The 11,938-nt window shown below is 70.9% G+C and carries 9 protein-coding genes; 3 read left to right on the top strand and 6 right to left on the bottom strand.

All coding sequences use genetic code 11. The features are described from left to right. Window positions 1–6 precede the first annotated feature (6 nt). From AB0O21_RS24310 to AB0O21_RS24285, 6 genes are all read right to left on the bottom strand, one after another. Window positions 7–2,409 (bottom strand): DUF87 domain-containing protein, encoded by a 2,403-nt coding sequence (locus tag AB0O21_RS24310; protein WP_365173809.1) that lies wholly within the window; start codon window positions 2,407–2,409, stop codon window positions 7–9. Next, the gene (locus AB0O21_RS24305) at window positions 2,406–4,175 is read right to left on the bottom strand and encodes an ATP-binding protein (RefSeq protein WP_365173988.1); all 1,770 of its coding nucleotides are present in this window, start codon (window positions 4,173–4,175) and stop codon (window positions 2,406–2,408) included. Before AB0O21_RS24305 ends, AB0O21_RS24310 begins: the two co-directional genes overlap by 4 nt. 89 nt (window positions 4,176–4,264) lie before the next feature. After that, complete coding sequence (locus AB0O21_RS24300; RefSeq protein ID WP_365173807.1) at window positions 4,265–5,215, bottom strand: PrgI family protein; 951 nt, start codon at window positions 5,213–5,215, stop codon at window positions 4,265–4,267. 6 nt (window positions 5,216–5,221) lie between these two features. Continuing rightward, a complete protein-coding gene (locus AB0O21_RS24295; RefSeq protein ID WP_365173804.1) occupies window positions 5,222–6,919 on the bottom strand; it encodes a hypothetical protein in 1,698 nt (565 codons plus the stop codon). Between the two features lie 314 nt (window positions 6,920–7,233). Beyond that, complete coding sequence (locus AB0O21_RS24290) at window positions 7,234–7,602, bottom strand: pilin (protein ID WP_365173801.1); 369 nt, start codon at window positions 7,600–7,602, stop codon at window positions 7,234–7,236. 357 nt (window positions 7,603–7,959) lie between these two features. Further along, entirely contained in the window at window positions 7,960–8,775 is an 816-nt protein-coding gene (locus AB0O21_RS24285; RefSeq protein ID WP_365173798.1) for a hypothetical protein, read from the bottom strand. 543 nt (window positions 8,776–9,318) lie between these two features. Between AB0O21_RS24285 and AB0O21_RS24280 the strand changes: the two genes are divergently transcribed. From AB0O21_RS24280 to AB0O21_RS24270, 3 genes are all read left to right on the top strand, one after another. Next, window positions 9,319–9,909 carry a hypothetical protein gene (locus tag AB0O21_RS24280; protein WP_365173796.1) on the top strand — a complete coding sequence of 197 codons (591 nt, stop codon included), beginning with the start codon at window positions 9,319–9,321 and terminating at the stop codon, window positions 9,907–9,909. A 22-nt stretch (window positions 9,910–9,931) separates the two neighbouring features. Further along, the gene (locus tag AB0O21_RS24275; protein ID WP_365173794.1) at window positions 9,932–10,837 is read left to right on the top strand and encodes a DNA methyltransferase; all 906 of its coding nucleotides are present in this window, start codon (window positions 9,932–9,934) and stop codon (window positions 10,835–10,837) included. Window positions 10,838–11,039: 202 nt separating this feature from the next. Further along, window positions 11,040–11,660, top strand: coding sequence for a hypothetical protein (locus AB0O21_RS24270; RefSeq protein ID WP_365173791.1), 621 nt, complete (start codon window positions 11,040–11,042; stop codon window positions 11,658–11,660). Window positions 11,661–11,938 lie beyond the last annotated feature (278 nt).

Genomic DNA, 11,938 nt, shown 5'->3' with positions numbered 1-11,938 from the left:
GCGGTTTCAGGGGCGGGTGGCCGGCCGGGGTGCGGTGCGGGCGGCCGCGGCGGCGCGCAGGTCCTTGGCCCTCCCGGGTACCGGGGGTGGCAGGGGGCGGGTGGTGAGGGTGAAGGCGGCGGCTTCCGCGCCGCTGGTCAGCAGGTGGGCTGCGGCTTGGTAGGGGCCGAGGTGGGCGAGGTCGTGCGCGCCCAGCGTGGGGAGGGTGTGACGCTCCAGTGCGCTGGAGTCCTCGGGGGAGGCGTTGAAGAAGATCTTGTTGCGGGCGTTGGCGGAGATTCCTTCGCGCAGGTCGCGGGGGAGCTGGGCGAGGTGCTGGTGGGCCAGCAGCATGGACAGGCGGTAGCCGCGGGCCTCGGCGAGCATGTCCTCCAGCGGGTAGGGGAGGGTGAGGAAGTTGTGTGCCTCGTCGATGCTCAAGGTGGCGTCGATCCGCTGGTGTTCGGGCTGGCGGGCGCGAGCCGAGGCGGTCTGCCAGGTGCCGGCGACGATGAAGGAGCCGAGGAGGCGTGCTGTTTCTTCGCCGAGTGCGCCTTTGGGTAGGCGGGCCAGCAGGATGCCGCCGTCGAGGACCTGGGAGAGGTCGAAGGTGGAGGGGCCGGCGGCGATGGCCCGGCGGGCGAAGTCGCGCAGGAGGAAGGCCCGTAGCTTGTTCATCACCGGGCCGACTACCGCAGCCCGGGAGGGTTCGGACATCGACTCGTACCAGGCCCAGAATCCGCGGAGCACCGGGTCCGTCAGCGCGGGGATGATGCGCAGCCGGTAGGCGCTCTCGCCCAGCAGGCGAGGGACGTCGGCGAGGGTGACGAGCTGGTGGGTGCGGTCGCGGTGCTTGAGCAGGGTCAGGCAGGCGGCCCGCATCACGTCGTCGGTGCGCGGCCCCCAGAAGGCCGTGAAGATCCGGCGGAAGATTCCGGTGATGTTGTCGACGACGACGTCGATGTCCGCGCCGTCGAGCACGTTCAGGCACGGGGGCGTGTGCGGGTCGTCCGGGTCGATGAGGACGAGGCGGTCGGCGCAGGTGTCGGGGAGGCGGTCGAGGAGGTCGGTGACGAGGTCGCCCTTGGGGTCGATGACGATGACGCCCCGGTGGTTGCGTACGTCGTCGAGGACGATGTTCGCGATCAGGGTGGACTTGCCGGAGCCGGTCGCGCCCATGACATGGAGGTGATGTCGGGCATCGGCGACCGCGAGGCCGACGCCGCGCTGGGCGCCTGCGTCGGATCGGCCGAGCGGTTTGACGCCGGCACCCGGCGTGGGGGCGGGGACGGAGGGCGGCGGCAGCACGGAGCGAGCCCCTGCCCGCTGAAGGCCCGGCGCGTCCGGATCGAGAGGCAGGTGGGCCAGGGCTGCGAGTTCCGGAACCGACAGCAGAGCGGCACGCAGGGGGAAGCGCCGCGCGTTCACAGGCTGCTCGGGGCGGGGGAAGCGGGTGCGGACCAGGTAGTTGCGGTCGGCGTACAGGCCGAATGCGGAGGCCAGGGCGTGTGCTCGCCCCCGCACGACCTCGTCGGCGCGCTCTGTCTTGGGGTTGCATGTGGAGGCGTAGGTGATGACGCACTGCCACTGCGAGCCGGAGAGCTTCCCCGCCGCCTGCCGTACGGCGGCGGAGTGTTCGGGGTCCAGCTTTCCGGCCGCGGCTCGCTGAGGACGGTGCAGGAGCAGCGCGGCCAGAGCGGGCAGCCGGGCCGGGCCACTCCCGGCCTTCAGCCGCCGGGCTTGGCGGCGGGCCCGGCGTAGCGCGCGGCCGGTGGCGGGGCGGGCCAGGATCTGCACGCACGCGGACTCCTCCTCTGCCATGCCGGTGGCAGCCTGGAGCAGTGCGCGAAGCGGGTCGGCGGTGTGGTCGGTGCGCAGGGGCAGGACATCAGGACGGGCGGGACGAAGCCGCCCGGCGGTGACGGTCTGCCCGGCCGGCAGCAGTGGGTTGGGCTCGGTCAGGCGTGTGTGGGCGCCGGGCCAGGCGGCCTCCACCGCGCGTCGCACCAGGCCCAGGGGCACGGTGCCGGGTACCCACAGGCAGATGCGCAGCCGGGTGTGGGACCAGGTGTATTCGAAGGCGAGGTGGGGCTGGCCGGTGGTGATACGGCGCCACCACGGGCGGAGCAGCCCGGCGAGCTGCGCCCACAGGACCTCACCGCCCCGAGGTGCCACGGCAGGCGGCGCCAGGATTTCCACGCACCGCGATCCCTCGGCGAGGCGGCGCTGTTGTGCGAGATTCAGGCCGTGCCTCAGCGCGTAGCCGCCGGCCACGACTGTGGCCCCGCCGCAAGCCGACGCTGCTGTCTGCCCACTGAGCCAGCTGACGGGCATGCCGCTGACCGTCGTCCAGAAGCTGCCCGGGTTGGTGAGGAAGTCCACCAGCGGCCCGCCCGGCTGCGCGGCGAGCTGCCACACGGACGCCGTCACAGCTCCCACTCCTCGTCGTCGCCGAGGGGTTCATCGATGGCAAGGCCATCAGTATCGGGGTTCTCTTCGGTGAAGTACTGGGCCGCGAGTTCGCCCGGGTCCGTGGTGATCACTTCGTGCTCGCCGGGGGCGGCGATGCTGATCAGGGCGACCTTGTGGCGGCGGTCGCCGGTCAGCAGCAGGGCCTCGCCGCGGGTCGCGGACAGCAGGAACTCCCGCTCGCCGTGGCAGAGGTGGAAGTTCTCGCTGATGGTGTCGATGGCTTGCGGAGCCTGGCGGAGCAGGATCTGGGTGGCCGCGTTGGAGACGATGGCCCGCCCGAGTGGGGAGGCGAGCACGTCGTCGGCGTCCTGGGTGACCACCGCGAGTCCGGCCCAGTACTTGCGGGCGGCCTTGGCCATCCGGAACAGGAAGCGGGCACCGGCTCCCTCGCGCATCAGCAGCCACGCCTCGTCCACGACGACGAAGTGCCGTCCGGCATCGGGGCGGTGGGTGACCTGCCGCCAGACCGCGTCCAGAGCCAGCAGCATCGCCGGGGCCTTGATCTCTTCCGGGAGCCGGCGCAGCGCGAACACCACGAGATGGCCGGATGCCGAGACGGTGCTGGGGCCGTTGAACAGCTGAGCGTGCGAGCCGCTGGTGTACGGGGTGAGGCGCTCGGCGAGATCGGCTGCCGCCTCGCTCGCCTCCTCGGCCAGTACGGTGGCCAGATCGGCGAGGGTGGGCGGGGTGCGCTGCCAGGTGCGGAAGTCCGCGGTGATCCCGACGCGCGTGTACGCGGAGAAGATCGCCCGGTCCAGCAGTGCCTTCTCGGCACCGGTGAGTTCTGCGCCCAGCAGAACGGCGAGGAAGGTGTGCAGGAACAGCACCCGCCTGGTCAGTACATCCTCCGATGGGTCGGCGGCGGGCGGCAGCTCGAAGGGGTTGAGGCGTACACCGTCCGCGCCGAGGGCGACCACCTGCCCGCCGACGGTCTCGGCGAGGCGGACGTACTCGTCCTCCGGGTCGATCACCGAGGCGGTCACCCCGGTGAACAGCAGCCTGAGCAGTTCGAGCTTGGTCAGGTACGACTTGCCGGCACCGGAGCGGGCCAGGGTGATGGAGTTGTAGTTGTCCTGCGCGAAGCGGTCCCACACCACGGGAGCGCCGGAGAGCGTGTTGAGCCCGTACAGCACTCCCGACGCGACGCCTTCCTCGCCGGTGGCGACCGGCAGGTCGGGACTGGTGAAGGGGAAACACGCGGCGAGCGCGGCGGTGTCGAAGGTGCGACGGATCCGAAGCGTGTCAATACCCAGGGGCAGGGTGGCCAGCCAGCCCGGCAGGGCCCGGTAGGTGGTCGGCGCGAGCGTCATGAGTAGCGACTCGGCGACGGCGCGTACGGCGGCGGCCTGCTCGCCGAGGGTCTCCTCGTCCGCCGCGTGCACGGTCAGGTACAGCGCGACGTGGAACAGTTTCCCCTCGCCGCGGGCGATGCGGTAGGCGAGGTCTGCTGCGTCCGCGGCGGCGGCCTCGACCTCCGGGTCATCCAGATGCCCTTTGTCGAAGCCGGAGCGCCGGCCGGATTCCAGCCGGGCGCGCTGCCTTTTCAATCCGGCGGCCGCGACGGGGTTGGGCACGGGTTCGATGTGCAGTGCGATATCGAGGTGGCCGGGGAAGTTCAGCAAGGGCGCGAGCCAGCCCGGGGTGACCTCGGCCGGGTAGCCGGTGACCACCATCGTGGTCGCCAGATGCGCGCCGATGGCCAGGGCGCGGGCGTGCACCTCCATGGCCTCGGGCCCGGCCACCTCCAGCAGGCGAGCGCTGTCGACGGTCGGCGTCTCGGTGGTGGTGCGGTGGCGGCCGAAGAGGACTGGGGTCATGCGAGGTCACCTTCCGATGCGTTGTCGGGTGCGGTGGGTGTGTCGGGGTTGCAGGCCGCGGCAACCAGGCCGGCTCCCTCCTCGGCACTCAGGGGAGTGACGGTGACCTCGGCAGCGGCCAGCGCCCGGGCGGCTTCGTGGATGCGCTGGAGGACCCGTCCCTCACCTACGTAGCGCCGCACACCGTGCGCTGCGGTTTCCTCGCGGGCGACCAGCACGATCTGCCGGCCGAGCAGGTTGCCGCCTGCAGCGAGGTCGGCGAGGAAGTCGGCATGCGCGCGGGCCGCGTGCTCCAGTGCCGGGTGCGGCAGCGCGGCGGCATCGTGCTGAAGGGTGTCAGCGAGCGGCGAGAGGTCAACGCGGTGGCAGCGCACCAGCACCTGGGTGGGACCGGTCAGGGAGTTGAGCCAGCGACCGAATGCGGCGGTCAAACCCTGCTGCTCGGCTGCCGAGCGCAGCTCGAAATTGACCGTGGAGCACCTCGCCATCGCGGCTTTCCCCTCGCCACGCAGGTCGAGCACCCCACCCGCGCCGATGCCGTCATACGGCATGCGCATGGCAGCCGGGGGCGGGCCTGCCGCCTGGGCCCAGTGACCGGGAACGATGCCGGGCAGAGAAGGAACGCCTTCCGGGGCGTGCACGCGACGCTTGGGCGCGCGGGCGTGGGCGAGGGCGGAGAGCAGGAAGCGGTCCAGGCCGATTCCCTCCCTGCGGCCGAGCGCGAGGGCCGCCACCGCCCCGGCGACCGGCACCACCAAAGCCGCGTACGCGACGGGTGCCATGAAGGGGCGCGTGGCCCACCAGCCGCCGTACAGCACGAGCGCGGCGACGGCGAGGATGGCGGTCTGCCGGGCGGTGAAGGGGCCCAGCAGGCGGTCGGGGCGTGAGATGTCGGCCGGGATGCGGGTGGAACACGGGACATCAGTTGTGTCGTCGGATTCAGTCATTGCAGGTCACCTCCGGGGCGGTTCGAGCGGCAGTCTCAGCTGCACGGGGCGAGCTGGGCGAACCCGTACGCGGCGTGCGGGAATGGGCAGGGCCAACTGGCGCCCGCGGGATGCGGGCGCTGGCAAGGGGGCAGGGGAGGGCGGAGCCGGAGTGCCGGCCGGAGCGCGCGACGCGGACGCCGACGAGGCAGGGAGTCGTGCTGCGGGGATCGGCAGCCACATCTGAGTGGGCCGGGACGGACCGGCAGGGCTGCGCTGGGCGGTGATGGGAAGAGCCAGCTGCCTTCTACGGCGGGCCTGGGCAGGATGGATCACGGCACGAGGACCTCTCAGTGCTTGGGTGACGGGCGGCAAACCCGGGACGCGGCGCCGGGAGCCCTGGCCTGCGCGTGAACTCGGTACGCCTGCGGCCTGACTGCCTGCGGCCGACCGGGCCCTCCTGGTGTTCGAGGCGCCTGCCCGGCGTGCGCCGGGGACGGCCGGGATGCCGGGCGGGGGCTGGCCGACTCCTCCCGGACGGGGAGGGGCACCGGCGAGGGCGGCACGGCCGCGAGCCAGCAGAGCCCGGCCCCGGCGGCGGATCCCTCCACCAGGCCCGATCCCACGCCCAGGCGATGACGGACGGCGGCCACCAGGTCCGCCCCGACCGCCCCTGGGCGGGCCGCCCCCTGGACGGCGACCTCCCCCTCCCGGTCCGCCGCGCCCCAGGCCGAATCCGGAGCCGGCGCCTCCACCTCCGGGGCGTCGCAGCAGGCGCATTCCGGGCGCGTAGTGGTTCATGAGCCGGTACAGCGCAAGGTGCTTGAGCACCCGCACGGCCGCCGGGGCGTGCGGATTGTGGACGGGCGTGCCGCGCAGGACGACCTGGAGAGTCCAGCCCGGAATCTTGAACAGCACCCAGAACAAGGCCAGTCCCGCGAGCATCGTGCCCAACTGGTCGGACTTCGGGATGCCCAGGGTGGTGGCCCCGGGCGCGAAGAAGAGCTTCAACGCGAGGACGAATGTCAGCGACTGCGCGATTTGGATGGCCAGGCATCCGGCCAAGCCCCGCCACCACAGCCGCGCGACAGGATCAGTCAGCGGGTGGGCATGACACGCCAGCATCAGGGGTGCGGCAACGGCCAGTAACGCCATCACAGCGACGCGGACCAGGAAGCCGATCAGCACAGCGAGCACCAGCGCGATCATCATGATCGCCAGCAATAGCAAGTACAGCTTCAGGCCCGCAGCGCCGAAGAGCGCGAAGGGCAGGACGCGTTCGACCATGCCCTGCCCGGCATCCGACATGTCGGTGGCCATGATCGCGTGGGCGAGGGCGTTGGACAGGCTGATGGCCTTGCCCATAACGGTCAACGAGGTCGCCGCGGCGGCCATTCCGAGAAGAAGGCGGGGGGCGATCTGCTGGACGGCGTAGCGGGTCTGGACGGTTTCGTAGCCCATGACCGTGATGCCGCCCGCGGTCACGAAGAGCACGTAGATCCCGGCCGTGAGTCCCAGCATGGCGGCCCACAGCTTCTTGATGTCGGCGTGCTGGGTGACGTCGGGGGTGGCCAGCAGGGTGTCGGCGAGGAACTCCCGGACCGGCTTCATGATCTGCTCGATCAGCATGCCGAGGAACGAGGTGATCGCATTCACGATCATGGCGGGGATGTCGAGGAGGTCCCCGAAGCCACCGCCCTCGGTCTCGCAGGGGAAGCCCTCCACCTCGCACGCCCGAGGCACGAGGCCGGGTGCCGGCTCGGGCGGTGAGGGCCGCTCCGGCCGCGGAGCGGGACGGCCGGGTACCGGAGTTGGTGCGGGCCCTGGACTCGGGGCCGGTAGCGGAGCCGGTGAGGGAGCGGGGCCGGGCGCGGGCTGCGGTTGAGGCCGGGGCGGCTCCGGGGCCGCGGGTACTGAAGCGGGTGTGTACGAGGATACGGAGGCAGCCGCAGCCGGCACCGGGACCACTGCCAGGACCACCCAGGTGGTCAGCACAGCCAGGGCCAGAGCCCGTCGCCGGATGCCGGTCGCCACTCGCCTCATCCGTCCGCCCCGACGAGGCCCTTCAGCACCGTCACGAACACCGGAGCCAGGAGCGCCAGCCCGTAACCAATGGCGGCGGCCCTCACCGCGCGCTTGGCAGCCTCGACTTCCCCCGGGTCCCCGCCGGCCATCAGGTAACGCAGTCCGCCGAAGGTGAGGAACAAGGTGGCGAGCCCGGCGAGGATCCCGACGATCCAGTTGCGCAGGTTCGTGATCACGGTCGGGATGTCCGCGACGGCCCACGCGGGCCGAGCCAGTACCAGAGTGACGAGGACGGCGAACACGTTGGTGAACGTGATCCGAATCGTCCACCGTCCAGCCGGGTTGGCCGGCGGTCGACGCGGGCGGCGGAGCTTGCTGGGCATGGCGCAGGCACCTCCATCAGGGGCACAGCAGCGAAGAAGAGCAGGGCGTGAGCGGCATCGCGGAGCGGAGCCGCGTCCCGTGGTGTCGTGCACAGGGCGGGGTGAGCACGCATCCTTGGCCCGGAGCCGTCCTCCTACTCACAGGGCGGGCATCAGGAAAGGGACTCGGGTGTCAGCACGAGACGGGCCTGCTCACCCCACCTGGCCGGCGGTTCCCTGGCAGCTCAGGGCTGCGAGGGAACCGCCGATAAGCAACACCGGGTGCATGGAGCGCATCCAGTACCTGCTCACCGGTAATGGAGACCCGCGGCAAGGAAATTGACATCCACCGACCGCGAATCCCCCTAACGGGTCACGTCACTGTCCGCGCATCCGCAGCTTCAGGTGCGCGGCCAGGTGCTGTTCGGCGGCGGCACGGTGGCGGTAGAGCTGGCGCACACTCACCCCCCGCTCAGCGGCCAGCTGCTGCATGGACTCGCCCTCCAGCCGCGTACGGGCGATCAGTCGCGCCTCGGCAACGCTCACGATGCGCTCCTGTACCGCGCGGGCCAGCACCGTGAACTCGTCCCCATGCTCGCTCTCATCAGCGGCTCCGGTTGCTTCCTGGCCGGCTGCGTGAACAACGTGATCGGTGAGCCGCTCCAGGTGCGCTGCCGCCAGGCCGCTCTCCCGGCCCGCCTGGCGGTGCGCGGCGTACACAAGGCGGTGCACCGCCCGGTCGGCGGCGGAGAACAGCTCCCGGCTCACATCCGCGGTATTCACGTCCACCGCCGGCAGGGCAGTGGCGACAGCGGCCAGGGCCTCCTGCTCGACCTCGTCGCGGTCCAGGTGCGCCGGGCGAGCCAGGCGGGCCAGCATCCGGCGCAACACCGGAACGGTCATGGCGACGGCCACCGTGTCCCAGGGCTCGCCGAGCTGCTGGGCACGGCGGACCACCTCACGCCAGGTCCGCTCACGCAGTGCCGGCGTGATGGCGGGGTGCGCGAGGCGGGTGCGGACCTGGTCGACAGGCAGCACGAGGCTGTCGGGCTCCTCACAGACCAGGTACGCGGGCAGCGTGAGCGGGGCGGCGGCAGCGGCGAGCGCCAGGAAGGACTCCTCCAGGTTCCGCAGCGGGGAACGCCCTTCGGCACGTGCGTCCGAGCGGTGGGAGGGACGGGCGATGTGGTGCATGGCACTTCTCCTTGCAGGAGTGGCGGACAACTTCTGTCGCCACCCCTTTCAGCCCGCCGTGCCACGCTCGGGCCCCTCGCGCGCGACGCCCGCGCCCTGCCCGGTGCACTGGTCCGCTCTGTGCGATGGCCCACGACCGGCCCACCCCGCCTGGCCTGCGGCGGCCACCCAGCCGCACAGCCGCACTTCGAACACAAAGAAATTTCCGGCCGGGTCTTCCACCGGTCGCACCGCAGGCGGGGGGTGGCTCGGCAGTGGCTCGCAGGTGGCTCGACCCTGGGCCGCAGGAGTCTGACCTGCTAAAGGGAACGGGAGCGGCCGAGGATCCCCCGGGTGGGCAGTCTGGCCTCATTCGCCCGCGTGCGAATCGAACGCCTTCAGCGGCGATGGCAATCCGGCCCGGCCACGTCCCTATCCCTCACGTCAGCACCAGACGGACCGTCATCCCAGAACCCCGGGCCCCACCCGCAGATGCCCAATACCTCGCCTCGCCGTGGAGCTACCGCTCCCACTCCCAGCACTCGCCCGCTGCCCACCACCATCTTGCTCCCAGCCCCCAACGAGCCCGACGCGGCCCCTGCCCCCGGCAGGGTGCTGCCCGACTGGGCGGTCGAGACCATCCGCGTCCAATACACCCGCCGCCCCGGCCGCACGTCCGCAGTCCTGCTGAAGATCTCCTTCCAGGACGCTGCCCCCGGCATGGACGCCCGTGCCCGCTGCACGACCTACACCGATGCCGGCGGCACCACCGGCACGGCCCAGGTCCTACTCGCCGAACTCCACCCCGACGCCCTCCCCACACCCCACGATGACCTCCCGGCCGCCGGAAGCGAGATGCCCGGAGCCATGGAGGATGGCTGGCCCGGCTTCTTCCACCGCGCCCACCGCGTCCTTCCCCACGATGGACTCCTCCTCCTGGCCACGCGCCAGCGCCGCGACACCGGAATCCTCACCGACCCGCTCGGCTCGCTCATCGCCAGCGCGCGCACCGCAGGGTTCCGCTACCTGCAGCACATCGTCATCGCCCACGCTCACCCCTCCGGCAACCACCTGGTGCCCGCCCCGCCCATCGACGCCAGCCCTGGCGTCGCACACAGCGACCTGATCGTCCTATCCGCGATCCACCACGCCTGACGGCCGCGAGGAGAGACCGCCCATGCCTGCTCCCATCTCAGTGTGGAACACCGCCCCCACCTCCGCCCCCGCTCAGCGGAGGGACCGCTACGTACCGGGCTCCGCCGCCCACCCCGCCAAAATGCTCCCCTGCATCGCGGCCCACGCGATCCGCACCTACACCAAGCCCGGCGCCCTGGTCCTCGACCCGATGTGCGGCATCGGCACCACCCTCGTCGAAGCGATCCACCTCCACCGCAGCGCCCTTGGCGTCGAGTACGAACCCAAGTGGGCCCACCTCGCCCGCCTCAACGCCGCCTCCGCTGCACACGAAGGCGGCACCGGCTCCGGCGCCGTCCACTGCGGAGACGCTCGCAAGCTCACCGAGCTCATCCCGGCAGCCCTGCACGGAACGGTGGACCTCGTAGTCACCTCACCCCCCTACGGGCCCAGCGTCCACGGACAGGTCCGCTCCACCCGCGAGACTGGCGAGGCAGGCGTGGTCAAGAAGGACTACCGCTACAGCCACGACCCCGCCAACCTCGCCCACGTCCCCACCGGACAGCTCCTCACCGCCTTCACGGAGATCCTCGCCCAGTGCCGCATCATGCTGCGCCCTGGCGGTACGGCCGTCGTCACCACCCGCCCCTGGCGCGAACGAGGCGAACTCATCGACCTGCCATCCGCCGTCCTCGCCGCCGGACGGGCCGCCGCCCTCATCCCCACCGAGCGCTGCGTCGCTCTCCTCGCCGGCATCCGCGACAGTCAGCTCATCACCCGCCCCTCTTTCTTCCAGATGAAGAACGTCCGCGATGCGCGCCGCCAGGGCATTCCCCTCTCCGTCGTCCAGCACGAGGACGTCCTCGTCTTCACCCGGCCCGCCTCACTGGTGTGGGAGCCATTTGCCGCTGGGGCACGGGAAACGGCCATCACAGTGGCCGGAGGATGAACCCTGCCCTGGTGGCTCGAGGTCGGCAAGATCAGGCGGCTGCGCGGCGACGCCGCAACGCGCGACCAACTCCTCATCGCCGGACGTCGGCGATGAGGACGGGGGGCCGGAACGCCATGGCGAGGTGGGACGGAGCCTCTCCCGTAGATGCCGAGCACCTTGGGATGAGACCGCTGTCCCCGACTATGCGATCAGGAATGGCATGAAGCACATGCCGGGTGATGTCGCAGAGGGGTTCGTCGGGAGATTCTCTGCAATGGCGCGCGTTGACGGCCGTCCAGTGACCCTGTCTGGATGGCGGGTCGCTGTGAAGGACCAGACGGTCGCCAGGAAGGTGGCGGATCTGCTCGGAGGCAGCGTGTTCACGGCCACCCATGGTGCCGAAGTCATGACAGAACGAGACAGTCTGCCGATCATGGTCAGTGCGAACGACATCTCGCTGTGTATGGCGCTGCGAAGCGGCAACGACTCCTGGCATGTTTGTGATGGCTCTACGCTCCTACGGCCGGAAGGGGATCGTGGCACGCCGTGCGGCTGCGCCTCCGGCTTGCGGGAGCGCAGGGCCGCAGCAAGGGCCGGGCGCGGGGCAGTACCCGAAGTCACCATCGCCTTTCGTCTGGCGGGTGCAATTCGCCTGGGGGCCTTCGTGCTGTTGTCCTCATCATGGGACCTAGCTGCGTCGATCCCGCTTGTACTGGCCACCATGGAGGACTGCCGCGACTCAAGCCTATGCACGCTTCGCCTCAGGCGAGAAGAGTTCACCACCTCGGGCGGGGTTCTGGTCACCTACAAGAGACCAGAGATTTCCGTTACGCCACAGTGACGACCACGCTCGGGGGATCGCAAACCACGTGATCCCGCCCCGGTCGCGCGGCGAGGGTTCGTGACCGACAACCCTGCGGGTCAGTCAGGATGCGCTCGTCGCGTCTGTCTGTAAGCAGTTCTTTGAGCTCGTAACACGATCTTGGTGAGATGTGCAGGTCGAGCGTGTCCGTTGTGATAATCTGGCCGTTGACGGTCGTGTGAGTACTCGGCCGTGGATCGTGGACGACGACCTGTGGAAGCTGATCGAGCCGCTGCTGCCGCCCTGGCCCGAGCGGT

The sequence above is a fragment of the Streptomyces sp. NPDC091371 genome (genome assembly GCF_040684275.1).
Lineage (GTDB): Bacteria > Actinomycetota > Actinomycetes > Streptomycetales > Streptomycetaceae > Streptomyces.
This window is presented reverse-complemented; position numbering and strand designations above follow the sequence as displayed.

What these genes read in the sequence shown, in the direction of transcription:
- AB0O21_RS24305 (WP_365173988.1), bottom strand. Translation starts at nt 4,175, where the DNA reads ATGGAGGTGCACGCCCGCGCCCTGGCCATCGGCGCGCATCTGGCGACC.
- AB0O21_RS24300 (WP_365173807.1), bottom strand. Translation starts at nt 5,215, where the DNA reads ATGACTGAATCCGACGACACAACTGATGTCCCGTGTTCCACCCGCATC.
- AB0O21_RS24290 (WP_365173801.1), bottom strand. Translation starts at nt 7,602, where the DNA reads ATGCCCAGCAAGCTCCGCCGCCCGCGTCGACCGCCGGCCAACCCGGCT.
- AB0O21_RS24285 (WP_365173798.1), bottom strand. Translation starts at nt 8,775, where the DNA reads ATGCACCACATCGCCCGTCCCTCCCACCGCTCGGACGCACGTGCCGAA.
- AB0O21_RS24275 (WP_365173794.1), top strand. Translation starts at nt 9,932, where the DNA reads ATGCCTGCTCCCATCTCAGTGTGGAACACCGCCCCCACCTCCGCCCCC.
- AB0O21_RS24270 (WP_365173791.1), top strand. Translation starts at nt 11,040, where the DNA reads ATGAAGCACATGCCGGGTGATGTCGCAGAGGGGTTCGTCGGGAGATTC.